The sequence below is a fragment of the Microbacterium gubbeenense DSM 15944 genome (genome assembly GCF_000422745.1).
Taxonomy (GTDB): Bacteria; Actinomycetota; Actinomycetes; order Actinomycetales; family Microbacteriaceae; genus Microbacterium; species Microbacterium gubbeenense.
Genome location: NZ_KE383914.1, coordinates 295,558 through 321,020 on the forward strand (window position 1 = coordinate 295,558; position 25,463 = coordinate 321,020).

Here is a 25,463-nt window from a genome sequence, read left to right on the forward strand (position 1 = left end):
GATGACGACGCCCGCGCAGCCGATGAGCGCCGTGCCCGAGGGCATGGCGCCATCCGGCGCGCCCGTCGACCCCGAGGAGACCCCGGAGTTCCGCACGCCCGAGCCCGAGCGTGCGTCGTGGGGGCAGGTCGCCGCGTTCGTCGGGCGCCGCGGGTGGGCAGGCTTCCTGCGCGGGATCCGCGTCGTCCGCATCATCGGGTGGGTCGCGATCGGCGCCGCCGTGACCTGCTGGATCGTCGGGCCGCTGAACGGATGGCGCGAGCTGACGACGGCGGCCATTGCGCTGACGATCGTCATCGTGCTGTGCGCGCTGTTTCTCATCGGGCGCACGGCCTACGGAGTGTCTCTCGATCTCACTCGCAGCCGCGTCATCGTCGGCGAGCACGCCGAGGGTGGGCTGATCCTCGAGAATCCGGCGCGCCGCGCGATCCCCTCCTCGCGGGTCGTCCTGCCGGTCGGCCAGGGGCGGGGTGTGTTCGCCGTCCGCCGCCTCGCGCCCGACGAGCGCGTGACCGAGCTGTTCCAGATTCCGACGCACGCGCGCGGCGTGCTGCCGGTCGGCCCCGTCAGCGTGCTGCGCGGCGATCCGCTCGGCTTGTTCGAGCGCGTCGAGCACCGCGCGGATCCGACAGACCTGTACGTGCACCCGCGCACCGTGGCGTTCTCGACCGACACCCTCGGCTTCGTGCGCGACCTCGAGGGCCTGCCGACGAGCGACCTCGCGCGCGACGACATCGCCTTCCACGCGCTGACGGAGTACCAGCCGGGCGACGACCTGCGCCACGTGCACTGGCGCTCGACGGCCCGCACCGGTGTGACGATGATGCGCACCTACGAGCAGACCCGTCGGTCGCACTTCGTGATCGCGGTCTCGCGCGCCCGCCATGAGTACCGCTCCGACGACGAGTTCGAACTGGCCGTGTCGATCGCGGCCTCGATCGGCCGCCGCGGCATGCGCGACGCGTTCGACGTCGACCTGCGCACCCAGTCGCGCGGCCTGCGCGGCGATTCCGAGCGCCACATGCTCGACGCGCTCTCGGGCCTCGACCTCGATCGCACCCGCGAGGGCATCGACGAGCTCGGGGCGTTCGTGGGATCCGACATCCCGGCCGCGAGCTTCGTCGTGCTCATCACGGGCCGCGGCGCATCGGCGACCGAGCTGCGCGCCGCCGTCTCGCGGATCCCCGCGGGCGCGCGCACGCTCGTCTGCGTCGCCGACGCGGGGGCGGATCCGTCGCTGCGCCGCATCGCAGACGCGCCCGTCGCGTCGATCGGCGCCCTCGAGCAGCTCCCGCGCGCGATTGCGAGGGCGCTCGGATGAGGCTCACCGCTCGCAGATGGATCCTCGACCTGGCGGCCCTCGTGCTGCTGGCGACCGTGCCGATCCTCGTGCTCTGGCCGCTCTTCGACAGCGCACGATTCTTCGTCGGCGCGTACGGCGGCCTCGTCCTCGGGCTCGCGCTCGCCTCGGCGGGTGCCCGCTGGCGCCTGCCCGTGATCGTCCTCGCGCCCGCGACCGTGGTCATCTACTTCGTGTTCGGGGGCGCGCTGGCGCTGCCGGCGACGACGATCGGCGGCGTGATCCCGTCTCTCGAGACGCTGCGGCAGCTCGCCACCGGCGCCGTGACGATGTGGAAGGCGTTCTTGACGTCGGCCGCGCCGCTTTCGATCGAAGACGGGCATCTGCTCGTGCCGTTCACGGCGATGCTCGTCGGCTTCGTCGTGGCCGGCAGCCTCGCCCTGCGCCTGAAGACGGCGGCGTGGGCGATGATCCCGGTCGCCGCCGTGACGGTCTTCGCGATCGTCTTCGGTCCGCCGGATCCGCCCGTCTGGCTGCCCTACGTTCTCGGCGCCGTGTTCATCATCGTCGCGGTCACGTGGCTCGCGGTGCGCGAAGCGTGGTCGCCGCGGTTCGTCGCCGTCACGATCGCGGGCTATGCGGGGGAGGGCGCCACAGGCGGTCGCGGCACGCGGCTCATCGCCGGCGGCGTGATCCTCGCCATCGGCGCGGGTGCGGGCGTCGCGTCGCTCGCGCTTGCTCCTGAGAACGAGGTGCGCGACGTGGCGCGCGACACAATCGTGCCGCCCTTCGAGCTGCACGACTACGTGAGCCCGCTGCAGTCGTGGCGCTCTGTCGTGCGCGATCATCCGACGTCCGATGAGCCGCTGTTCTCGGTGTCGGGACTGCCGGAGGGCGCGCGCGTGCGTCTCGCGGTGCTCGACGCGTACGACGGGCTTGTGTACACGGTGTCGGATTCGGGGCGCGGGCGCTCGAGCGACTTCTCGCCGCTGCGCAGCAACATGGCGCAGGACGAGGAGGGCACCCTCGTCGAGCTCGGCATCGACATCCAGCAGTACGCCGGCCCCTGGCTGCCCGACGCGGGCATCGTCGACAGCGTCGCGTTCGACGGCACGGGCGAGCGCTCGAAGGATCTCCGGCGCGGTACCTACTTCAATCAAGAAACGGGTACGGGGCTCGTGGCCGACGGGCTGCGCGAGGGCGATGCGTACACCGTGACCGCCGTGATTCCGGATGAACCAGAAGCTGAGGACATCGGAGACGCGCCGTTCGCCAAGCCGCAGCTGCCGACGATGTCGCAGGTGCCGGAGGACGCGGCCGCGATCGCAGCCGACATCATCGACGGGGCCGACGGCGCCGTCGAGGGCGCGCTGTCGCCCTATGAGCGGGTGGCTGCCCTCGAGGACTGGTTGCGCAACAGCTCCTTCAGCCACGGCCTGTCGAAGGAAGACACCGGCCGCGCCGAGGACGACCCGCAGTCACGCGCCGGGCACGGCGCGCAGCGCATCTCGCAGCTGCTGCGGTCGGATCCGCGCGTCGGCGACGATGAGCAGTACGCCGTGGCGATGGCGCTAATGGCCCGCGAGCTCGGCATCCCGGCGCGCGTCGTGATGGGTTTCCACGCCGACGAGGGTGATCCCGACGTCGACCCGTTCGTCGCGTCCGGCGACACCGTGCACGCGTGGGTGGAGGTCGCGTTCGAGGGGTTCGGATGGGTCAGCTTCGACCCGACGCCGCCCGCGGACAACGTGCCGGAGGAGATCACCGAGAGCCCGCGCCAGGAGCCGCGCCCGCAGGTGCTGCAGCCCCCGCCCCCGCCGCAGCAGCCGGCCGACGAGCCCCCGCTCGTGCCGAACGAGCGCGATGACGACGACGAGGACGAGCCGCTTCTGTCGCCGTTCGCGTGGCAGGTGATCGCGATCGCCGGCATCAGCCTGCTCGCCATCGCGCTGATCCTGTCGCCGTTCCTCATCATCGCCGGCATCAAACTCTCCAAGCGCCGCAAGCGGCTGAACCTCGACGACCCGAGCGACCGGATCGCGGGCGGCTGGAACGAGCTCGTCGACCGGGCGACTGACCTCGGCGCATACCGAGGCGAGCCGATTCCGCAGGGCGCGACGCGGCACGAAGAGGCGTTCGTCCTCGCCGCGACGTTCCACGAGCCGCGGGTGGCGACGCTCGCCGTTGAGGCCGATTCGCGGGTGTTCGCCCCCGTCGATCCGTCGAGCGAAGACGTCTCTACGTACTGGCGCGACGTTGACGACGTCGTCGGATCCATGAAGCAGAAGTCCACGTGGTGGAGGCGGTTCCGCGCACGGCTGAGCGTGCGCGCGATCACGAAGAACTCGCGCATGCGTCGCGGGGTGCAGCGCCTTCGTGAGAAAGTCTCAGGAGCACGAGAATCGGCACGGGAGAGAGAAGACTGACATGAGTATGTCGACAGGGCAGTCGGGATATGCCAGTCAGCCGTATGGTGCGCCGGCTCATCCCGCGCCGCCGCAGGTCTGGCCGCCGCAGGATCCGCACGTTCCCCCGACGTTCGCGCATCCGTCGCTCGGCCGTCGGGTGGGCGCGTACGCCATCGACGTCGTCATTCTCCAGCTCATCAACCTCGTGACGGCGGTCGTCGTCTTCATGGTCGTGCGCGCGGATATCATGGCGGCGCTCGCCGGAGAACAGCGCTTCCCGATCTGGACGATGCCGATCTTCATGATTCCGGGAGTCGTCGCCCTTGCCATTGCGCTCGCGTACAGCGCGATGCAGGGATCCGGCGGTTCCGTCGGTCAGCGTATGCTCGGGATCCGCCTCGTGCAGGCCGACACCGGTGCGCGGCTCGGCTTCTGGCGCGCCGTGTGGCGCAACATCGTCTGGGGCGCGACGTGCGCCATCATCGTGGGCTACTTCACGCCGCTGTTCGACTCGTCGGCGCGGCGCCGCGGCTGGCACGACTTGGCCTCGGGCGCCGTGATGACTCTGCGCGGCGCGGCGGATCCGGACCGTCCCGCGGATCCGCAGGGCGAGTACGCAGCGCCGGCGCAGCCGGGTGCTGGTCCGGCTCCCGTCGAGCAGTCCTCGGGGCCGGCGCCCGCGCCTGTGGATCCGTTCGCCGCGCCCGCGCCGGCGGCGTCGGACCCGGCCCCCGCGCCTTTGGATCCTTTCGCGGCGCCTCCTGCGTCGGACGCGGTTGCCCCTCCCGTGGACCCGTTCGCGGCGCCTCCCGCTCCGGCGGCGTCGGAGCCTGCACCCGCACCTGTTGACCCGTTCGAGGCGACCGCGGCTCCGTCGGTGCCCCCGGCTCCCGCGGCGGCTCCGGTCGTTCCGCCGATGCCCGCCCCGCCGGCGCCTCCCGTGCCCGAGGTCGCGCCCGACGAGCCCGAGGCGTCTGCTGACGGCCCGATTGCGTTCGTTCCCGGTGTGACCGGCGAGCGCGATGAGCAGCCGGAGCCCGTTGCGCCCGCGGCGGCCCCCGAGATCCCGGCGGCACCAGGCCCGGAGCCGGTGGCCGCGCCCGCTCCTGCACCGCCTGTGCCCGAACCCGAACCGACCCCTGCCGCGCCGCCCGTGCCGTCATCTGCCCCGGAAACAGCCCCGGAGCCGCAGGTCGAGTCGGCCCCGGCCCCCGCGCCCGCCACCCCGGACTTCCCCGACGACACGATCGTGCTCAACCACGCGCCCGCCCCGACGAACGTGCCGAGCGTGATCCTCGTGTGGGACGACGGCACGCGCACCGAGGTGACCTCGCGCGCGGTGTTCGGGCGCAACCCCAGCGCGAGCGACGGCGCCGACGTGGTGGCGGTCACGGATGACACTCTGTCGCTGTCGAAGACCCACTTCGAGATCTCGCTCGAGAACGGATCCGCGTCGATCGTCGATCGGCACTCGACCAACGGCGTCGTGGTCGTGCGCGGCGGCACCTCGACGACCCTCGTTCCGGACACCGCCTCGTCGCTGGTGGCCGGCGACAAGATCACGATCGGCGAGCGGAGCGCATCCGTCGAGCGAGCAGGAAAGAGCTGACATGGCGGGCGCGATCAGAACGACGAGCGGCGTCGCAACCGATGTCGGGCGTCGCCGCACCGTGAACGAAGACGCGGCGCTGGCGTCGTGGCCGTGCTTCCTCGTCGCCGACGGCATGGGTGGGCACGACGCGGGCGACGTCGCCGCGGCCACGGCCCTGTCGGCGTTCCAGCGGTTCTCGGCGCAATCATGGGTCACGGTCGACGATGCGAAGGATGCGATCGACGCCGCCCGAGCCTGCATCGAGACGTTCTCGCGCGCGCAGAAGGCCGGGGCCGGCACGACGCTGTCGGGCGTCATCGCCACGGAGGTCGACGGGGCCGGCTACTGGCTCGCGCTCAACGTCGGCGACTCGCGCACCTACCGCGTGCAGGGCGGTGTGCTGACACAGCTGACGGTCGACCACTCGCTCGTTCAAGAGCTCATCGAGGCCGGAGCCCTGAGCGCCGAAGACGCGCGCGATGATCAGCGCCGCAACGTCGTCACGCGCGCACTTGGCGCGGGCAGCTCGGGCGACGCCGATGTGTGGGTGCTGCCGGCGCAGGCGGGCGATCGCATTCTCGTGTGCACGGACGGGCTCACCGACGAGGTCGATCCCGATCGGATCGCGCAGATCCTCGGCGAGGAGACCGACGCGCGCCGCGCCGCCGCCGTGCTCGTGCGCGAGGCCGTGATGAGCGGCGGGCGCGACAACATCACGGCGGTCGTCGTCGACGCGCTCGAGGTCGACACGGCCGGTCGCGGCGACGACGTCGAGGACGCCACGATCGATCGCGCGACGGAGCTGCGCTCGTGACTGCTTTCGTCGTCGCGGGCGGGCGCTCCGCGCTGATCCCCGACTCGATCGACGCGGAGGGCGTGCGGGCGGCGCTCGCAGAATCCGCCGACGCCGCGCGCCGACTGCTCGCGGAGCAGGAGTGGTTCGTCATCGTCGACGACGCGATCGTCCTGCGCCACGGCGAGGTGCCGGTCACGATCGTCGACGGCACCCCGGTGGGCGACACCCTCCTCGAGCCGCACGCCGCCGACGAGCCCCCGGCGCCCGAAACCGATCCGAACGAGCCCGTGGCGGACGGCGCGGCACAGACGGATCCGCACGACGGCGAACCGTCCGCGGATGACGCGGATCCGCAGGACGCGCTGGTGCGCTCCGAACCGGTTCCCGGCGATCACGATGGCGCCACGATCTCGCTCGCCGAGCTGCAGGCGAGGCGCGCGGCGGAGCGCGCCGCACGCGCCGGCGATCACGACGGCGACACGATCCCGTCGGCGCCCGCGGCTCCCGCGGGCAGCCCGCGGATCATTCTGTCGACGGGCGAGCGCGTCGCCATCGATCGCACGATTGTCATCGGCCGCAGCCCGCGGGCGGCGCGCGTCTCGCTCGATGACGCGCCGCGGCTCGTGACGGTGTCGAGCCCGCAGCTTGACATCTCGCGCAGCCACCTCGAGGTGCGCCGCGAGCCGGGCGCCGTCACAGCGGTCGACCTGCGCACGACGAACGGCACGATGCTCCGCCGGGCCGACGCGGATCCGGTCAAGCTGCGCGCCGGTGAGCCCACGGTCGTCGTCACGGGCGACGTGCTCGACATCGGCGATGACGTCACGATCACCTTCGAGGATCTGGAATGGTGAGGCGCGCGCCGAGCGCGCCGCCCGAGCTGCCGGGATTCACATTCCTGCAGCTGCTCGGATCCGGCGGATTCGCCGACGTGTTCCTGTACGAGCAGAAGCTGCCGCGGCGTCGGGTCGCGATCAAGGTGCTGCTGCCCGACCGCATCCACGCCTCGGCGACACAGTTCACGGCAGAGGCCAACGTGATGGCAATGCTCTCCACGCACCCTGCGATTGTGGCGGTGTACCAGGCGGGCGTCGCCGACGACGGGCGCCCGTACCTCGTGATGGAGTATTGCCCGCGCCCCAACCTGCAGGTGCGCTACCGGCGCGAACGGTTCACGGTCGAGGAGGCGCTGCACACGGGGATCCCCGTGGCGGCGGCCGTCGAGACGGCCCACCGCGCGAACGTGCTGCACCGCGACATCAAGCCCGCGAACATCCTCGTCACCGAGTACAACCGTCCGGCGCTCACCGACTTCGGCATCGCCTCGTCGTCGATCGACGTGAGCGAGTCGCAGGGCGTGTCCGTGCCGTGGTCGCCTCCCGAGGCGTTCCGGGATCCGCCGACGAGCGATGCGCGCAGCGACGTGTATCAGCTCGGCGCGACGGTGTACACGCTGCTCGCGGGGCGCTCGCCGTTCGAGATCCCGGGCGGGGAGAACGGAACGAACAGCCTGATCGATCGGATCGACGGCCTCCCGCTGCCGCCCCTCGGCCGCCGCGACGTGCCGCGCTCGCTCGAGTACGTGCTCGAGCGAGCGATGTCGAAGAACCCGGCCGATCGCTTCCCGACGGCGCTGTCGTTCGCGCGGGCGCTGCAGAAGGTGCAGGCCGAGCTCGGGCACCAGGTCACGCAGATCGACATCCTTGACGACGGCGAGGAGGACGAGGCCGAAGAAGAGGATCTCGACAGCGGCACCACGCGGATCCGTCGCCTGCGCGGCGACACGACCGTCTCGCCGGGCGGGCTCACGGTTCCGTCCGCGCCGGTGCTCGCCGAACCGTTCGCGATCCCGACCGACGAGACCGCGATCGATCACGAGGCGTTCGCCCCGCGCACGGATACGGGAGCCGACACGTTCGCCCCGCCGGCCGGTTTCCTCGCCGACGAAGCGGACGCCGACACCGCGCCGCCGTGCGCGTACGGCTCCGGGGGCGACACAGCAATGCCGGACGACACGGTGCTGCGCGATGCTCCGGCGGCGCGCGCGCAGCCCGCCGTTGCCGCACCGGCGGACGACGAGAGATTCACGGACGGGCCCGACACGGATCCGCTCGAGGACGAGACGAAGCTGCGCGACGCGCCCGCGGATCCCGTCGACGATGAAACGATCGTGCGCGAGGAGCGCCCGCGGTCCGCGCCGGTCGACTACAGCTTCGACTCCCGAGTCGAGTTCCGGCGGGGCACCGTGCCCACGAGCGACACCTCGACGTTCCGCGTCGCGAGTCGCCGGCTGCCGCCCGACTCCGAGCCGCTCGCCATCACGCGCACCTCGATGGCGGTGATCGCGCAGGAACGGCGCTCGCGTCGGCGCCTCGTCATCGGCTGGATCATCGCGGGCATCGCCGTGCTCGCAGGGCTCATCGCGGTCGCGGTGTATCTCGTCACGACGCAGCAGCAGACGACGGATCCCGGCGAGCGATCCGACCGCAGCGTGCCCGCGGTGTCGGGCCTATCGGGATCGACGACGGCCGATGAGGCGACGTTCCGCTGGGAGAACCCGGGTCCGGAGATCGGCGATGTCTACCGCTGGGGCATCTACGACGAGGAGCGCGTCACGTCGCTCGAGAGCTCGACCGGCGACCAGACGGTCACGTTCGAGAAGCAGGACGGCGAGCAGACGTGCATCGAGGTGCTCATCGAACGCACGGACGGCGCGCGGTCGGCCACCGAAGTGGCCTGCGTCGACAACTGATCAGCGCACGGCCGAGTCGTGGCCGAGCACCTTGATGATGATGCCCCGGAGGCCGAGCTCGGCGATCGTCGAGACTTCCTCGGCGGCATCGCGCCCGAAGACATGGGCGCTCGTGACGACGACGACGTCGCCCCGATCCAGCCGCCCGAAGAGCCGATCCAGGCGCTCCTCCCACGACTCGGCGACGTTGGGAGCGGGGTGGCGGAAGCCGGCGATCGGTACGCCGAAGGCGGTGAGCCGGCGCCGCTGCTCGACGATCGACGGCATGCCGTCTCGGGCGACGACGATGCCCACGAGTCGGGAGTTCACGGGACGGGCGCGCCAGATCTCGTCCTTGGTCGTGACCTCTTCGATGTGCTCGCTCACGCACATCATCCTAGCCGCGACCCCCTGACTTGCCGGGGACCTGACTTTTCGCCGAGCGCCTGACGAATTCGGCGAAAACGTCAGCATCTCGGCGAAAAATCAGGCTCTCGGCGAAGGCTCAGATGAGCGAGAGCTCGCGCAGCTTGCTTTCCACGTCGCCGTTCGACGGCTCGACGTGGTGGCTGCCGTCGGGGTACAGCACGACGGGGATGTTCGTGCGGCCCGAGATGTCCTTCGCGACATCGGCGGCGGCCGCGTCCAGCTCGAGGTCGACGTAGGTGTATTCGATGCCGAGGCCGTCGAGCTGAGCCTTCGTGCGGCGGCAGTCGCCGCACCACTCGGCGCCGAACATCGTGATGGTGTCTTTCGCGGGATTCGTCATGAATCCAGGATAGATCGGCCGTCATGTCCAGGGGCCGCGATGTGGAACGATGGAATCACGTGCGTGTCGAGGGGAAGAGGGGGATCGGTGTGGGCGTCACCATCGTGATCCCGACTTTCAACGAGTCCGGAAACGTCGCCGAGCTCGTGCGTCGGATCTCCGCCGTGCTGAGCACGACCGACGCCGAGATCCTCTTCGTCGACGACTCGACCGACGGCACCGACGACGAGGTGCGCCGCGTTTCTCAGACGGCGGAGCTGCCGGTGCGGGTGATCCACCGCGACGCGCCGATCAACGGGCTCGGCGGCGCCGTCGTCGAGGGATTCCGCGAGGCCGCGTACGAGACCTGCGTCGTCATGGACGGCGACCTGCAGCACCCGCCGGAGAAGATCCCCGAGCTGCTCGAGCGGGTGGGGCGAGGAGATGTCGACCTCGTGGCCGCGTCGCGCTACGTGGGCGACGGTAACGCGTCGGGGCTCGCCGACTGGGGGCGCCACCTCGTCTCGCGCACCTCGACCGTCGTCACGCGCGCGATGTTCCCCGCGAAGCTGCGCCGCGTCACGGATCCGATGACGGGCTTCTTCGCGATCAACACGTCGGCCATCGACCTCGCCGCCCTGCAGCCGCGCGGGTTCAAGATTCTGCTCGAGATCATCGTGCGCACGCCGGTGCGCGTGAGCGAGATCCCCTTCGAGTTCGCGGATCGCTTCGCGGGCGAGTCGAAGGCGTCGCTCGCGCAGGGGATCCGCTTCTTCCGCCAGCTGACGCTGCTGCGCTTCGGAAAGATGAGCGCGTTCGCGGTCATCGGCGCCCTCGGAGCCGTCGCGAACGTCGCGATCGTGTGGCTGCTCACCGAGGCGGGCATCGTCGACTACGTGTGGGCCGCCATCATCGCGGCCGAGGTGACGATCATCGGAAACTTCCTGATGCTCGAGCGCTTCGTGTTCCGCGACATGAAGGGCGCCGCGCGCGGATTCTGGCATCGGTTCGCGTCGTCGTTCATCTTCAACAACGTCGAGTCGGCCGTGCGCATCCCCGTCATGAGCCTGATGGTCACGGCGTGGGGCATGCCGAGCCCGATCGCCACGGCGATCACGCTGGCTGTGGCGTTCGTGATCCGCTTCACGTTCCACTCGCTGGTCGTCTACCGCCCGCGCGCCTGAGTCGGTCGCATCGTCGTGACGACGACGCCGACGAGCACGATTGCCATCGAGATGTAGGTCGTCGCGTTGACCTCGGCCTCTGCGGAGTGGAATGTCAGGTCGATCGCGAGAGATCCGACGAGGTTGCCGAAGAGTGACATGAGGCTGAGCAGCAGCACGCCGAGGTGTGCGACCGTCACTGTCGTCACGCCGATGAATGCGACGCCGAGCAGGCCGCCGCACAGCACCCAGAGCTCGGCGGGCAGCGTGGGCACGGCCACAACGCGAGTGCCGGCGGCGAGCACGACCGCCGACGCGATCACGAGCGCGATGCCCCCGACGACGAAGTTCGTCGTCGTCGCGGCGAGCGCCGAGCGGGTGTGCTGCTTGAGACGCCCGTTGGTCGCCTGCTGGAACGCCGTGGCGACGCCCGCGACGAGCGGCAGGACCGGCGCCCACGGCGGAACGCCCTGCGCGATGACGCCGACCGCCGAGAGCGAGACGCCGACGAGTACGATGAGGGATCCGACCATGCGCGGTGCCGTCAGGTGCTTACGTCCGCCGGGCGGCAGATCGGTGTTGTCGACGATGAGCGCGCCGACGAGCTGACCCGCGACGAACGCCATCGTGAACACGGCGACGCCCATCAGCGGCACCGTGAACGCCTGCGACATCACGATAGCCGCACCGCCAAGTCCGCCGAGGAACATCCACCACGGCAGCTCTCGCGAGGAGAATGCGCGGACCGCGCGGACGAAACCGCAACGCCCGGCCGGCACCACGAGCGTCATGACGGCGAGCAGAAGGAGGCCGACGAGGAACGAGACGGTCGCCGCGAAGACCCCGCTGCCGAGGATCTCTCCAAGCGTGCCGTTCGCTGTTCCCTGCATCGCCATACCGATGCCGGCGGTGACGGTGGCGATCGCGCTGACGGCGATCGGGCCGGCGGGGCGGGAGCGCGTGTGCACGGTGGTCCTTTCCGACGCAGAGATACATCCCATCATTGACGCGCCGTCATGCGCCGCGTTCAGCAGGTTCAGGGCGAGTCCATGCTGATCGCTAAGCTGGACGCGCGCGCAGACGTGCGCAGGATCTACAGTCTGGCGACCAGACGGAGGAGATGACTACGTGGCTTCACCGGAAGAACCTCAGGATGACCAGTCGCAGTCCGACGAGAACGAGCATTCGGTTGAGGATGTTACCCCCGACGCGCTGTACGAGAGCTTCGATGTAACGAACCCGCCCACACTGCAGAATCCGCTGAGCGGGCTGGAGTTCGAGCTCGACCCGGCAATGGCCAGCGTGCCGACCGCGGTGTTCCCCGCAGAGAAGGACAGCGACGAGCAGATCGCGGAGAAGCTGCGTCGCCAGGGCGTGAAGATCGGCAGAGGGTTCATCGCGCCGCGCGTGTTCTGGCCGGCATTCGGCATCATTCTCGCGGTCGCCGTTCTGTCGCTCGTCTTCCCCGATGCGATGGGCACGGCGTTCAACGCCGCGAACGACTGGATCTCCGACACGCTCGGCTGGTACTACATGCTGCTCATCGGCGTGTTCGTCGTGTTCGTCGTCGTGCTCGCGTTCTCGAAGCTCGGCAACATCAAGCTCGGGCGCGCGGATGACAAGCCGGAGTTCGGCGTGTTCGCCTGGTTCGCGATGCTGTTCTCGGCCGGCATGGGCATCGGGCTCGTGTTCTACGGAGTCGGGGAGCCTCTCACATACGCCACGATCGGCGGTAACCCCAGCTGGGACGGCACCGACTCCGAGCTGCGCGGACTCGCGATGGCGCAGACCTTCGTGCACTGGGGGCTGCACCCGTGGGCCGTCTACGCCGTGATCGGCCTCGCGCTCGCATACGCCGTACACCGTCGCGGTCGCCCGGTCTCGATCCGGTGGGCCCTCGAGCCGATCTTCGGTGACAAGGTCAAGGGCTGGGTCGGCGACGTCATCGATATTGTCGCCATCTTCGGCACGATCTTCGGCGTCGCGACGTCGCTCGGTCTCGGGGTGTTGCAGATCTCCTCGGGGATGGAGGCGATCGGGGTCATCGAGACGTCGAGCACGTGGCTGCTTGTCGTACTCATCGTCGTGATCACGTTCCTCGCGATCCTGTCGGTTGCCTCTGGTGTGGGTGCGGGCATCAAGTGGCTGTCGAACATCAACCTGTCGCTGGCGGGCCTCCTGATGATCTCGGTACTGATCCTCGGTCCGACGCTGTTCCTGCTGCGCAACTTCGTCGAGTCGCTCGGCGTCTACCTCGCCAATGTGATGCACATCACGCTCGATGTCGGCGCGTACGCCGGGCCTGAGACCCACGAATGGCTCAGTGGATGGACTCTGTTCTATTGGGGCTGGTGGATCGCGTGGGCGCCGTTCGTGGGCGTGTTCATCGCGCGCATCTCGCGCGGGCGTACCGTGCGCCAGTTCATTGCGGGCGTGCTGCTGGTGCCGACGGTCGTCGGGTTCCTGTGGTTCTCCGTGCTCGGCGGAGCGGGTCTGTACCGCCAGTTCTTCGGCGAGGGAGACCTCGTGGAAAACGGTGAGGTCTCTGCGGAAGGATCGCTGTTCCAGGTGCTCGGCGGACTGCCGCTCGGGTCGATCCTGTCGGTCATCGCGATTATCGTCGTGGCGATCTTCTTCATCACGTCGTCCGACTCGGCATCGCTCGTGGTCGATATGCTCGCATCGGGCGGACACCCGAACCCGCCCACGTGGTCGCGCGTCCTCTGGGCGGCGCTCGAAGGCGTGCTCGCGCTCGCGCTGCTGGTCGCGGGCGGATCGGATGCGCTCAGCGCACTGCAGGCAGGTTCGCTGATCACGGCCCTGCCATTCAGCGTCGTCATGATTCTGATGGGCATTGCGCTCATCAAGGCGCTGAGGTACGAGCTGAAGACCGTCGAACATCGCGAGAGTCTCGAACGGCTCGGTCGCGTCACCGAGTACATCACGGGCGAGATGTCGAGCAACCTGTCGGAGAGCGACGAGTTGCAGGAGTACGTCGATGACCGCATCGACTACCGTATGTCGCGCTCGACTCCGCGAGGCTTCGGCCGGTCGCCGAGCCCTCGTAAGTGACCCCCGGCACGCGCTCCGGCCTTCGCGTCGGGGCGCGTGCCGCGTCGTGACGCACGCACGCGCTCGCGGATCCTGCGAGAATAGGCAGATGGGCCCACGCCCGCCGATGTCCTGACCTCGAGGAGCGCAGCGTGCAATACATCTCAACCCGCGGTGGCATGGAACCGACGGCGTTCTGCGAGACGCTCCTCGAGGGGCTGGCCCCGGACGGCGGCCTCGCGGTTCCGGCCGAGCTTCCGAGCGTCGAGGCGGCCACGCTCGAGTCGTGGCGCGCGCTCGACTACGCCGACCTCGCGACCGAGGTCATCGGCCTGTTCGCCACCGACATTCCGCGCGATGAGCTCGAGCGCATGACGCACGCCGCCTACAGTGCCGAGAACTTCCCGAACGGCCTCGTGCCGCTGCGCGACATAGACGGCGGTATCACGCTCGTCGGGCTGAGCGAGGGGCCGACGCTCGCGTTCAAGGACATGGCGATGCAGTTCCTCGGACAGGTCATGGAGTACGCGCTCGCCCGGCGCGGGACGACGCTGAACATCGTGGGCGCGACGTCGGGCGATACGGGATCCGCGGCAGAGCATGCCTTCCGCGGTAAGGACCGCATCAACGTGTTCATGCTCTCCCCGCAGGGGCGCATGAGCTCGTTCCAGCGGGCGCAGATGTACTCGCTCGCCGACGAGAACATCCACAACATCGCCGTCGAGGGCGTTTTCGACGATGCGCAGAATCTCGTGAAGGCACTGTCGAACGATCTCGAGTTCAAGCGCGGCCACAACCTCGGTGCGGTCAACTCGATCAACCTCGCGCGCATCACCTCGCAGGTCGTCTACTACTTCTGGGCATGGCTGCGGGCGACCGACCGATCGGGCGCGCAGGAGGTCTCGGTCACGGTGCCGTCGGGCAACTTCGGCAACATCCTCGCGGGATACTTCGCCAAGAGCATGGGCGTGCCGATCCGTCGTCTCGTTCTCGCGGCGAACGAGAACAACGTGCTCGATGAATTCTTCCGCACGGGCATCTACCGTCCGCGTGCGGCCGCGCAGACGCTCGCGACGTCGAGCCCGTCGATGGACATCTCGAAGGCGTCGAACCTCGAACGATTCCTGTTCGACCTGCTGGGCCGCGACGCCGAGCGCATGAACTCCGCGTGGCGCGAGCTCGACGAGACCGGATCCATCGACTTCACGTCCGAGCTCCCGCGCCTGACGGGCGAGTTCGGCTTCGGCAGCGGCACCTCAACGCATGCCGACCGGCTCGCGACGATCCAGGGCGTGTACGAAGCGACGGGCGACATCATCGATCCGCACACCGCCGACGGCGTGAAGGTTGCGCGCGACTACGTCGAAGACGGCGTGCCGATGCTCGTCATGGAGACGGCGAAGCCGGCGAAGTTCCAGGAGACGATCACCGAGGCGATCGGTGTGACGATCCCACTCTCCGACGAGCTGAAGCAGATGCTCGAGGCGCCGCAGCACGTGGTCGAGATGGCGGCCGACGAGAAGGCGCTGCGCGACTACGTGTCGGCGAACGCGGTGCGCTGAGCGGTCCGACCGCTCTCAGATCTCGCGACGTAACCTGGAACCGTGCTCGCCAAGATCCTCCTCTTCTACACGTTCACGCCGATCGCCGACCCCGACGCGGTGCGGCTGTGGCAGCGCGACCTGTGCGAGCTGCTCGGGCTGCGCGGGCGGATCCTCATTTCGCGGCACGGCATCAACGGCACGCTCGGCGGCGATATGGCCGCGCTCAAGACGTACGTGCGCAAGACGAAGCAGTACGACGGCTTCCGTGACATCGACTTCAAATGGTCGACGGGATCCGGGCTGGACGACGGCGGTGCGAGCCTCGATTTCCCGCGCCTGTCGGTGAAGGTGCGCGACGAGATCGTGTCGTTCGGTGCGCCCGACGAGCTGGCCGTCGACGACAGCGGCGTGGTCGGCGGCGGCACACACCTGAAGCCCGGCGAGCTGCACAAGCTCCTCGCCGAGCGCGACGACGTGGTCTTCTTCGACGGGCGCAACGCGTTCGAGGCTGAGATCGGGCGCTTCAAGAACGCCGTCGTGCCGAATACCGACACGACTCGCGACTTCGTGGCCGAGCTCGAATCGGGCCGGTACGACCATCTGAAGGACAAGCCGGTCGTCACGTACTGCACCGGCGGGATCCGCTGCGAGGTGCTCTCGAGCCTCATGACGTCTCGAGGCTTCGGCGAGGTCTACCAGCTCGACGGCGGCATCGTCCGCTATGGCGAGACGTTCGGCAACACCGGTCTGTGGGAGGGATCCCTCTACGTTTTCGACGGCCGCGAGACGATGACCTTCGGCGACGACGCCGCGGTGATCGGACGCTGTGCCTCCTGCGATTCTCTGACGGATCGGATGGTCAACTGCGCCGACGCATCCTGCGCATCGCGCACGGTGCTGTGCGAGTCGTGCGGCGACCGGGCGGTCTGCCGCATGCACGCGACCGCTGACGCGCGCTGACGTCGGCGGCCGTAGGCCCAGGCAAGACGCCCAGTTATTCGCGACGTTCTCGGATGTCGTACACCTCTGCCAGGATATTGATCAAGTGCGAGAAGTGAAGGCAGGGTGAGTGTTCGTGGCTATTGAGGTCGTAGGTGGCGGTTCCAGCGCCGTAGCGTCGTCGTCGCATGCTGGCTGCGCCCGCTTCCGCGGTACCGACCCCCTCATCACGGGCCTGACTCGACGCAACCTTGCGAAGGCAGTCGGCCACGCCGACACCTCCGGCGCGATCCCGCAGGCCCGCTGGATGCGCGCCATGACGTTCGAGCGTCTCGTACGCAACGAATCTTTCGCCAGCCAGGTCGCAACACGCACAGTCGGCGCACTGCAGCTCGATCGACCAAGCGAAGTCGTCACCGTCGACGCGCATATGAACGTCGACACGACGGTGCAGCTCCTCAACAATGCCCACGAGCGGGCCGTTGCCACAGGGGCAGCCACACTCGTCTTCCAGCTGGCGGTGCCCTTCATCGGGTTCGAAGACACACGAGCGACTGATGTTAAACCCGACTTCGCGGTCGTCGCTCCAGCCGGAGCAGGGCGCACCACCTCATGGCTCGTCATGGGTGATGCCAAGGACTATGAGCGCGTGCGCTCCCGCATCGATGACGGGCGCATGCTCAAGGGTTTTCTGCAGGTCGCAGTGGGCGCCGCGTCGGCGCGTGCATGGTCGCAGCTCCCTACCAACATGGCCGTGCACAATTTCGGCGTGCTCGCGGTGCCCCGAAACGCGTTCCTGCAGCCCACCCCAATCGTGGAAAACCTTCACGATTACGGTGAAGAGGTACGACTTCGCATCGACGAGCGCAGGCGTGTAGCCGAAGAATCCGGTTACATGCCAGATCAAGACCTCACCTCCCACGTTGAGCACCTCGAGGCGACGTTCGACCCCGCCACCTGCACAACGTGCACGCTGTTCTCGTACTGCCGTAACGAACTACGTCAGTCCACCAGTCCTGGCGACCTCTTGATCGAGCTCGGCGTCAGCCGCGACATGCGTCGACAGGCACTCGGTCTCGTCGATGGCGCGAGCGAAATTGGTCGCGTACCTGCGTCGACCGCCGCGAACATCGAAGCAACGCTGACGGGTCTCGTCCAAGTGACAGGACAAGTGCGCGTTGATTCGGTAGGCACGGCTGGCACCGTGAATGTCGTGCTGGCGAAGTCGGATGCTGCGGCCCTCGGTGTCCACGGCATCGGCCTTCAACGCGTCACAGCAGACGGCCGGGGTGACTGGGAGTACATGTCGTTCGACGATCCACAGTCGTCTGAGACGCGCCGACTAGTGATGCGCCGTATCGGAACGGTGCTGAATCGCGCGATGCGCGAGCAGCGTAAGGCTTCGTCCGGCGACGTCCCGTCAGCCGTGCACCTGGTTGTGCCAGACGCGGCCACGGCCGATGTGCTCGTCTCGATAGCTGACAACCTCGCGGGCATTGAACTCAGCCGTCTGCGGTGGCAACGAGACAAAGAGGAAGGTCGCCCGGCAATCACGTACGACGGCGAACCGGCGACGATCCCGCGTCCGATCGGAGAAGTGGAACGCACGGCGATCGCGCTGTTGCTCGAAGATGACAGGTCGCGGGCCTTCGGATTGCGCTCGCCGACAGTCGATGTGCGCACCGTTCTCGCCCGCCACTTCGTGGCCGGTGGCCCGACAACGAACTCGGGTCGTCTGGACTACCTCGTCGGCTGGGCCGAGTCGCAGAGCTCTGGCGCGATCGGTCACCGCGCGTTCGCCGATGCAATCGAGAACTCTGACCACACTCCAGGTGCGCGCCTCACCAACGTGATGTCTGACGATATTCACGAGGCACTCGTCGGGAAGCGGGGCAAAGCGCCCGACGACCCAGTAGCCGAGCCTGAGTTGTACGCGCTTCTCGTAACGGACGAACTGCAGTACAAAGCACGGGTTCTCGAGCGAGCTATCGACGTCCTCGCGATGCTGCCGACGTCAGCGCTCCGAGCGGCTTACGAAACGATCGAGTCGGAGGCTCAGCAGGTATGGCGCAGGCGGCTCAAACTGCATGCCTCTGACCTTGTCCGTTTCGGACGCACCTATCGTCCGTGGCGAAACTCGCTTGTGCCGATGATTGAGAGTGACGGTTCGTGCGCGTCGCAGTTGCTTGCCCTTTCGAACCCGCAGGCAGCACACGATCTCGCATCGGATGCTGGCAATCGGTTCATCGCCTTCGCGACTGTAGTCTCGAGCACACCTCTCATGCTCGACATCGAGTCACGCCGAATCGTTGACGGCTCACGAGTGGTGATGCTCACTCATAACGGCGAAGCATGCGTTGAGCAACCCGCAGTGCACGTCAACACCAGCGCCGGCGGTTCTTTCAAGATCGACGGACTCGCGATCGGACCTCTTGCCACACAGGACCCGGCGCAGCCCAAGCGGATGCTGTGGGCCCCGCAAACAGTACCGACCGTGAGCGTCGGCGACGAACTGGTGATCGCCGACTTCACCTGGTTTTCCGACCTCAAGGGCAACCGCGTGCTCTCTGTCGCCAAGCCGAAGCCCGACACCACTTCTGCCCCGAAGGTCGACTGCCTCCCCGAGTCTTACGGCGAAGATCCGCCGTCGCACCTCTGGTGCTGCCGCTCGCATGAAGCCAGCGAGGCCGAGTTCTCCGACCGCATCGCGGACCGTCGCGCGAAAGGTGAGCTGAACCCCGAAACGTGGCCGCCAGTCCGTGACGGAGACGCTTTTGAAGTGACAGCTGCCGGATCCGCCACGGGTAACGCGTTTGATGTCGCTCCGCGGACTGTACCGGACGATCAGACGATGGACGATCTGGAGTGATGGTGGAGGAGCCAACCGAGGGTCATTTCAGCGCGCCGCGCGTCTTCGCGACGAGTGCCGTCCATCACGAGGATGCCGCGTCGCTCAACGACCGCGTAGCGGACGAAGCGAGTGCCGAGCTCGCCGACATGCTGTCGGGCGCATCACCTATGCAGCGGATGCTGTTGAAAGCCGCTGCCGGCGCCGGAAAGTCGTATGCGCTCAAGCGACTGGTCGTCGAGTCCACTCAGCACGCGCACGGCCAGCGGATCGCAATCACCGCCTTCACGAACAAGCAGGTGCGTCCCCTCGCGATTGATCTCGCTGAAACGCTCGGACGAGACTCCGTTGCCGTCCTCGCGAGCAAGAAGGCCTTCACAGAGATGCCCGGCGAGGTTCTCGACGCAGCGACAGTAGCGGATTCGACGCAGCACTTGCCGACCGACGTGAAAGTCGTCATTGCGACGGTCTCTCGTTTCGGGGCGCCCGGCGAGTTCAACCGGTTGCGTGACCACTTGGGCGCTGGTGCGAACGGCAGCTCTCCCTTCGACGTGCTGTTCGTCGACGAGGCGTGGCAGATCGCCCATCACCTGTTCGACAAGGTCACGAAGCTCGCTCCACTCTGGGCCGGTGTAGGAGATGTCGGCCAGCTACCGCCGCTCGAGATCGGCGCGAATCCTTGGCGAGGTGACCCCGGGTACAACCCCTATCGCGCCTGGCCGACCGACTACGACGATGACACCCGCACCTGGTCTCGCGAGCTGCCGGCGGTCTGGCGGCCGGCCGCGGGTCATCTCGCGCTGTGGCGAGCCTTCTACCCAGAGTGGGCATCGCTCGATTGTGTGGCGGCACCCGGCGATCGCACGATCGACGTCGGGTCGATGGACGAAGGCCTCGCCGAGATCTGGCGGCAAGTGGGTACGGGAGTTCCCACACTGCTGGAGGTCGACGGGCTCCCAAAGCCCGAAGCCGCCGACATCGACCTCCCTCTGATAGAACTGGTGGAATCGCTGGTCGACGAATTCTTCTCAGCGAATGCGGCACTCATCTCGGCGATGTACGACAACGACGTTCCGGGTCGCCCCACGGGTGCGTGGGAAACAGCGCGTGCGCGTGGCGATCATCCAGATCCACTCGTGACTATCCTCGCGACCCGAAATCAATCCGTCGACGACGCCACGGATGCTGTCCAACGACTGCAGCTAAAACACGAGCTCACCGATCGCGACATCGTCGCTTCGACCGTCGATTCGTGGCAGGGGCAGACGAACGGGATTACGATCGCCGTGCACCCTCTGAATGGTGCGGCCGAGCTCGACACGTTTAACTCCGCGTTTGGACGCCTCGCCGTCGCGTGCACACGCGCAACTCATGGTTTACTCATGGTCGCGCGACCCGGCATCGATGAGCTACTCGCGGAGGCGCCGGCGCGACCGGGCACGCCGTTCGGCGAACCAGGAACGCGACAGCTACCCCGACAAACCCACGAGCGAATTCTCGCGACGTTTGCACGGGCAAGCATCGATGTGTCGGAGGGCGCGTGAGCTCCGCGTCGCTGAGAGAATCGATCTATAGTTCAACCCCGATGAAGGAGTACCGTGTCTCGGCTCAATGACCTGCTGCTGCGGCTCGAGAATAACGATCCCGCGCTCGCCAAGGACCTTCGTCGAGAGGTGGATGCTCTCGCTGACCGACGCGCCTTCGGGCTGAACTTTGAACGCCATGTCCCCGAAGCAGTCGAACTTCCCGGACGTCCGGTTCGACGTGGTGACAAAGTACGTGTGCTCCCTCCCCGAGGGTCAAAGGCCAGCGCCGGAGACGATCGGCTCTGGCGCGTCATCGCAATTGCCAAAGACGACGCTGGCACACGCACTGCTTCTCTCGAGCTGCTGAGTGATGAGTCGGAGACCGCGGATGCTCTCGTCGATGACCTCGTCGTGGTCGCGGAATTCCGCGATCCGATCTACCCGGGCCTGGTCTCGACCGGCAAAGTCGAACGAGGTGGCGATAAGCCGTTCCACTCGGTGATCAACGCGGAGAACTACCACGCGCTCCAGACGCTCCTCTTCACTCACCGGGCGAAGGTGGATGTGATCTACATTGATCCGCCGTACAACACGGGTAGCGAAGGATGGATCTACAACGATAAGTACGTTGCAGATGAAGATCTCTACAGGCATTCAAAATGGTTGGCATTCATGGAGCGGCGTCTCCTGCTTGCCAAAGAACTACTGAAATCGACTGGAGTAATAGTCGTCGCGATCGGGGACGAAGAGCACCACAGGCTACGCCTCTTGATGGATCAGATATTCGGTAACGACAACTTCATCTCGGATGTTGTCTGGCAGGGTGGAACGAAGAGTTATACGCGGTACGTTTCCAACGGAGCTGACTACATGCTGATCTATGCGCGCGATGAGGAAGCATTGGTCGAGGCAGAGGTTCAATGGCGGGAGAAGAAACCTGGTCTCGAAGAAGCACTCGCTGCCGCAGAACAAATCTGGCAGGAAGCATCGTCGCCCAGCGACGCACAAAAATCGTGGCGTGCGTGGCTCAAGTCCGTCGGTAAAGGGAAGGGACTCGATGCGATCGCCAGATACTCGTCACTTGACGAAACTGGTAAGCCAATTCGTACCGACGGGAGCATGGTAGCGCCTGAGCCTCGGCCGAACCGACCTAGACGTGCCCTCACGCATCCCAGAACTGGGAAGCCTTGTGCCGTTCCCTCTAATGGATGGCGTTACAGTGATCAGGAGATGGACCGTCGGATCGCGGACGGCCGTGTCTATTTTGGCGACGATGAGACGCGCATTCCCAGCGAAATATATCGACTTGAGGCCATGAGTACGCGCGTCGCCGAGTCGGTGTTTACCCAGGACCGGAATCGGGCCTCGGGGCACCTGGCGAAGATACTTGGCGATCGCCGGTTCCCGAACCCCAAGGATCCTAGCGTGCTCTCGCGTTGGATACGTTTAACTGCTCCGTCCGATGCCTGCGTGCTTGATTTTTTCGGTGGGTCAGGTAGTACAGTCGAAGCTGTAATGGAACTTAACAAGGATGACAATGGTACTCGGCGGTGCGTCCTCGTCACTAACAACGAAGTTTCGGCTAAGGATGCCAGGGTGCTTCGTCAGCAAGGGCGACGCCCCGGTGATGCGGAGTGGAATGCAAAAGGGGTGTACGAATACGTGAGTCGGCCTCGAATTAGTACTGTGTCTACCGGTACGCGTGACGATGGAAGCAATTACTCCCATGGCCTCCAGGAGAATGTCGAGTTCTTTAACCTCACCTATGAGTCACCATTGCGCGTCTCGTCGAACCGAGAGTTCGCAAAGGTCGCTCCACTCCTTTGGTTGCGTGCCGGATCGCAAGGGCGACGCATCGAAGACGTCTCGACAGGGTGGGATGTCGCCGAAACCTACGGCGTGTTGGTCGATCTGAACCAGTCTGAAGCATTCGTCGAGGCCGTCGCTGCGAATGACAACATCCGCATCGCCTATATCGTGACCGACGAAGATCGCCTGTTCGAGTCAGTTGTCCGCGAGCTGCCTGACCACGTCGAACCCGTACGCCTCTACGAGGCATACCTGCAGAACTTTGAGATCGAGACGGGCCGGAGCGCGCTGTGAAGTTCACGCTGAAGGACTACCAAGAAGACGCCGTCGACGACGTACTTAACGCTCTCGAGCGTGCGAGCACAGCGTGGGAACGCGATGGCGAAGAGACGTCGATTGCACTCACGGCTCCCACCGGAGCCGGTAAAACGGTCATGGCGGCCGCCGTCATCGAAGCGCTCTTCTACGGTTCCGAGAAGTTCGATGTCGACCAAGATCCGGGTGCAGTCGTGCTCTGGTTCTCCGACGATCCGAACCTCAATGAGCAAACGCGCACCCGTCTGATGGATGCGTCCGAAAAGTTCACGTCATCCGATTTGCTCGTGATCGAACCACCCTTCGCGAAGCCGAAGCTCGATCCAGGTCGCGTCTACTTCCTCAATACCCAGAAGCTCTCGAAGACCTCGAAGCTTACCCGCGGGCACATAGAGGACGAAAGGCAACTCGACATGGCGGAGGTCGGCACTCCTGACCTGCAGGGTTACACGATCTGGGAAACGATCGCGAACACGATCAATGACGAAGACCGCACCCTGTACCTCGTCCTCGACGAAGCGCACCGCGGCTTCAACAAGAAGACGAACCGAGACAAGCCGACCCTCGTCCGTCGACTCGTGCAAGGCCATGCGGGTTATCCCGCGGTCCCGATCGTCTGGGGCATCTCGGCGACGATCGAACACTTCAACACGGCGATGAAAGAAGCGGATGCGTCGAAGGACCGGCGCGCATTTCCTGCCGTCATGGTCGACCCGAATCGGGTGCAGGACTCCGGTCTCGTCAAAGACGTCGTGAGCCTCAACATCCCCAACGAAGCCGGCAACTTCGACACGACTCTCGTCAAGCTTGCCGCACAGCAACTCGCCGACTCGGCCGAGCGTTGGTCCAAATACTCGAAGTCGCAGGGTTTCACGGATCAGGTCGTTCCGCTACTGGTTCTTCAAACTCCCAATACTCCCGATCCGGATCGGATCGGTGCCGCTCTCGACACCATTGCCGATGTCATCCCCGGGCTCCACAGCGGCAACGTCGGCCACGTATTCGGCGATCACTCTCGTCAACACTTCGGCGGCTGGGACGTGCCGTGGATCGAACCGCAGCGAGTGCAAGACACGACCTCGATCCGTGTCCTGATCGCCAAAGACGCGATCTCGACCGGATGGGACTGCCCGCGCGCCGAGGTCATGGTCTCCTTCCGGCCGGCCAAAGACACCACTCACATCACGCAACTTCTCGGACGCATGGTCCGTAGCCCGCTTGCCCGTCGCGTACCCGGTGATGAGGCGCTGAACTCTGTCGAGTGCATCCTGCCCTTCTTCGATCGCACGACAGCCGGCAAAGTCGTTCGGTACCTCACCGGGCAGCTCGACGAGATGCCCGGTAGCGGCGGTGCGAAGAAGATTCTGATCGACGGCCGCGAGCTGCGCCCTAATCCTGCGATCCGTGACTCGGTCTGGGAACTCTGGAAGACGCTCCCCACCCAGACGCTGCCAAAGCGCGGCGCTCGCCCTGTGAAGCGTCTTGTCTCGCTGGCCCAGGCGCTCGCGATGGACAGAGTCCGCCCAGGAGCCTTGACCGACGCAGAGCGCGAGATGCACCTCGTGCTCGACTCCTACGCTACGCGCTATGGCAACCTCCTCGACGCCCAGATCGATGAGGTGTGGCGTGTTGACGTGCAGCAGATCTCCGGCACGTCAACGTCGAACAAGCTCACGTACCGTGACTTCTCCATGCGGGCTGATGACCGTGCGATTCGATCTGCGTTTGAAGATGCGAAGAAGGCGTTCGGCGCCGATATCGCTCAGTCGTACGTCAACCACCTCGCGGATAACGACGAGGAAGGCGACGACGGACTGCGCGACGCCTACGTGCGCACAGCTGCTCTCGCGATGATCAAAGAGGTCCGCGAGAAGGTGGATCAAGAGGCAACTGAACTCGTCGATAAATGGTTCGCTCACCACCGCGTCGGGATCAAGTCTCTCCCAGACGTCCGGCAACAAGACTACGAAGAGATCCGCGCGATGACGATCGCGCCACAGCGCGGTGAGCTGGGAATGCCACGTTCTCGCATGGAGGACTTCAAGGTTGTCGACGACAACGATCAGCTCGCAGACGCGCCACTCGTCGATCGGCACCTAATGTCTGACGAGAACGGACAGTTTCCGCTGTCATCGCTCAACGCTTGGGAGCGCAAGGTCGTCAACGCCGAGCTCGCCGTGCCGGGTGCTGTGGCCTGGTATCGAAACCCACCGCGCGGAGCGACCGACTCGCTGGGCATTGCTTACCGTGACGTGCAGGGCAACTGGCGCACTATGTATCCCGACTTCGTGTTCTTCCATGAAGTCCAGGGAGAGCTGAAGGCTTCGATCATCGATCCGCACGGTACGCACCTTGATGGGCTCATCGTATTTGAGCGTGTAGCAGTGGCCTGAATCCGCCAGTCTCGAGCAAACTCCTGGCGATGTAGTTGGTCAGGTTCCGGAAGCCCAGCGCGGTGCCGCGGAGATGCTCGAGCCGGCCGTTGATCGCTTCGGTCGGCCCGTTCGAGGTGCCGGGGTGATCGAAGAACGCGAGGATGTCGCCCGCTCGCTTCTTGATCGTGCGTCCGAGTGTGACCAGCTCGGGCAGGTCCTTCGGAACGCCTGCGGCGAGCTGGGAGATGACGCGCTCGAAGATTTTCCTCCCCTTGCCCGGCTTCTTGTGCCGGTAGGCGGCGACGGCGCGCTGGTAGAT

18 protein-coding genes are annotated in these 25,463 nt (G+C 66.5%); 14 read left to right on the top strand and 4 right to left on the bottom strand.

The window, feature by feature from the left end; translation table 11 throughout:
• The first annotated feature begins 1 nt into the window (after position 1).
• Genes G510_RS0114680 through G510_RS0114705 form a run of 6 tightly spaced genes read left to right on the top strand, consistent with a single transcriptional unit; the run spans position 2 to position 8,847 of the window.
• On the top strand, positions 2 to 1,321 hold the full coding sequence (locus G510_RS0114680; RefSeq protein WP_029154225.1) for a DUF58 domain-containing protein: 1,320 nt from the start codon (positions 2 to 4) through the stop codon (positions 1,319 to 1,321).
• Positions 1,318 to 3,726, top strand: a complete 2,409-nt coding sequence (locus G510_RS17280) for a transglutaminase TgpA family protein (RefSeq protein WP_051216817.1) — start codon at positions 1,318 to 1,320, stop codon at positions 3,724 to 3,726. Before G510_RS0114680 ends, G510_RS17280 begins: the two co-directional genes overlap by 4 nt.
• Before the next feature lies 1 nt (position 3,727).
• A complete protein-coding gene (locus G510_RS17720) occupies positions 3,728 to 5,317 on the top strand; it encodes an RDD family protein (protein WP_084644416.1) in 1,590 nt (529 codons plus the stop codon).
• Position 5,318: 1 nt separating this feature from the next.
• On the top strand, positions 5,319 to 6,113 hold the full coding sequence (locus tag G510_RS17295) for a PP2C family protein-serine/threonine phosphatase (protein ID WP_036323627.1): 795 nt from the start codon (positions 5,319 to 5,321) through the stop codon (positions 6,111 to 6,113).
• The gene (locus tag G510_RS17725) at positions 6,110 to 6,949 is read left to right on the top strand and encodes an FHA domain-containing protein (RefSeq protein WP_051216818.1); all 840 of its coding nucleotides are present in this window, start codon (positions 6,110 to 6,112) and stop codon (positions 6,947 to 6,949) included. The genes G510_RS17295 and G510_RS17725 overlap by 4 nt, the downstream gene beginning before the upstream one ends.
• Positions 6,943 to 8,847, top strand: coding sequence for a serine/threonine-protein kinase (locus G510_RS0114705; protein WP_029154227.1), 1,905 nt, complete (start codon positions 6,943 to 6,945; stop codon positions 8,845 to 8,847). Before G510_RS17725 ends, G510_RS0114705 begins: the two co-directional genes overlap by 7 nt.
• Here G510_RS0114705 and G510_RS17305 read toward each other — a convergent pair whose 3' ends face one another.
• Together G510_RS17305 and G510_RS0114715 are read right to left on the bottom strand one after the other, a co-directional pair.
• Positions 8,848 to 9,219: a recombinase family protein gene (locus G510_RS17305; RefSeq protein ID WP_425411306.1), complete on the bottom strand. Its 372-nt coding sequence runs from the start codon at positions 9,217 to 9,219 to the stop codon at positions 8,848 to 8,850. It abuts the gene before it with no gap.
• 112 nt (positions 9,220 to 9,331) lie between these two features.
• Positions 9,332 to 9,595, bottom strand: coding sequence for a glutaredoxin domain-containing protein (locus tag G510_RS0114715; protein WP_029154228.1), 264 nt, complete (start codon positions 9,593 to 9,595; stop codon positions 9,332 to 9,334).
• Between the two features lie 89 nt (positions 9,596 to 9,684).
• Between G510_RS0114715 and G510_RS17310 the strand changes: the two genes are divergently transcribed.
• Positions 9,685 to 10,758 (top strand): glycosyltransferase, encoded by a 1,074-nt coding sequence (locus tag G510_RS17310; protein WP_051216820.1) that lies wholly within the window; start codon positions 9,685 to 9,687, stop codon positions 10,756 to 10,758.
• Here the strand turns inward: G510_RS17310 and G510_RS0114725 are convergent.
• Entirely contained in the window at positions 10,740 to 11,705 is a 966-nt protein-coding gene (locus tag G510_RS0114725) for a DMT family transporter (RefSeq protein ID WP_245563381.1), read from the bottom strand. The two genes, G510_RS17310 and G510_RS0114725, sit on opposite strands and share 19 nt — an antisense overlap.
• Before the next feature lie 325 nt (positions 11,706 to 12,030).
• Between G510_RS0114725 and G510_RS17315 the strand changes: the two genes are divergently transcribed.
• The 7 genes from G510_RS17315 to G510_RS17325 all read left to right on the top strand — a co-directional run bounded on the left by G510_RS17315 (position 12,031) and on the right by G510_RS17325 (position 25,162).
• Complete coding sequence (locus G510_RS17315) at positions 12,031 to 13,809, top strand: BCCT family transporter (RefSeq protein ID WP_084644424.1); 1,779 nt, start codon at positions 12,031 to 12,033, stop codon at positions 13,807 to 13,809.
• Positions 13,810 to 13,940: 131 nt separating this feature from the next.
• Positions 13,941 to 15,350, top strand: a complete 1,410-nt coding sequence (thrC, locus tag G510_RS0114740; RefSeq protein ID WP_029154230.1) for a threonine synthase — start codon at positions 13,941 to 13,943, stop codon at positions 15,348 to 15,350.
• Between the two features lie 42 nt (positions 15,351 to 15,392).
• Positions 15,393 to 16,292 (top strand): oxygen-dependent tRNA uridine(34) hydroxylase TrhO, encoded by a 900-nt coding sequence (gene trhO, locus G510_RS0114745; protein ID WP_029154231.1) that lies wholly within the window; start codon positions 15,393 to 15,395, stop codon positions 16,290 to 16,292.
• A gap of 115 nt (positions 16,293 to 16,407) precedes the next feature.
• A complete protein-coding gene (locus tag G510_RS0114750; protein ID WP_029154232.1) occupies positions 16,408 to 19,140 on the top strand; it encodes a hypothetical protein in 2,733 nt (910 codons plus the stop codon).
• Positions 19,140 to 20,663 (top strand): AAA family ATPase, encoded by a 1,524-nt coding sequence (locus G510_RS0114755; protein WP_029154233.1) that lies wholly within the window; start codon positions 19,140 to 19,142, stop codon positions 20,661 to 20,663. Before G510_RS0114750 ends, G510_RS0114755 begins: the two co-directional genes overlap by 1 nt.
• Before the next feature lie 54 nt (positions 20,664 to 20,717).
• The gene (locus G510_RS18145) at positions 20,718 to 22,748 is read left to right on the top strand and encodes a site-specific DNA-methyltransferase (RefSeq protein ID WP_036323630.1); all 2,031 of its coding nucleotides are present in this window, start codon (positions 20,718 to 20,720) and stop codon (positions 22,746 to 22,748) included.
• The gene (locus tag G510_RS17325) at positions 22,745 to 25,162 is read left to right on the top strand and encodes a DEAD/DEAH box helicase (RefSeq protein WP_051216822.1); all 2,418 of its coding nucleotides are present in this window, start codon (positions 22,745 to 22,747) and stop codon (positions 25,160 to 25,162) included. Before G510_RS18145 ends, G510_RS17325 begins: the two co-directional genes overlap by 4 nt.
• On the opposite strand, the gene G510_RS0114775 is transcribed toward G510_RS17325, so the two are convergent.
• Positions 25,131 to 25,463: ISL3 family transposase (locus tag G510_RS0114775; protein ID WP_029154236.1), on the bottom strand; the 333-nt coding region annotated here is incomplete at its 5' end. The two genes, G510_RS17325 and G510_RS0114775, sit on opposite strands and share 32 nt — an antisense overlap.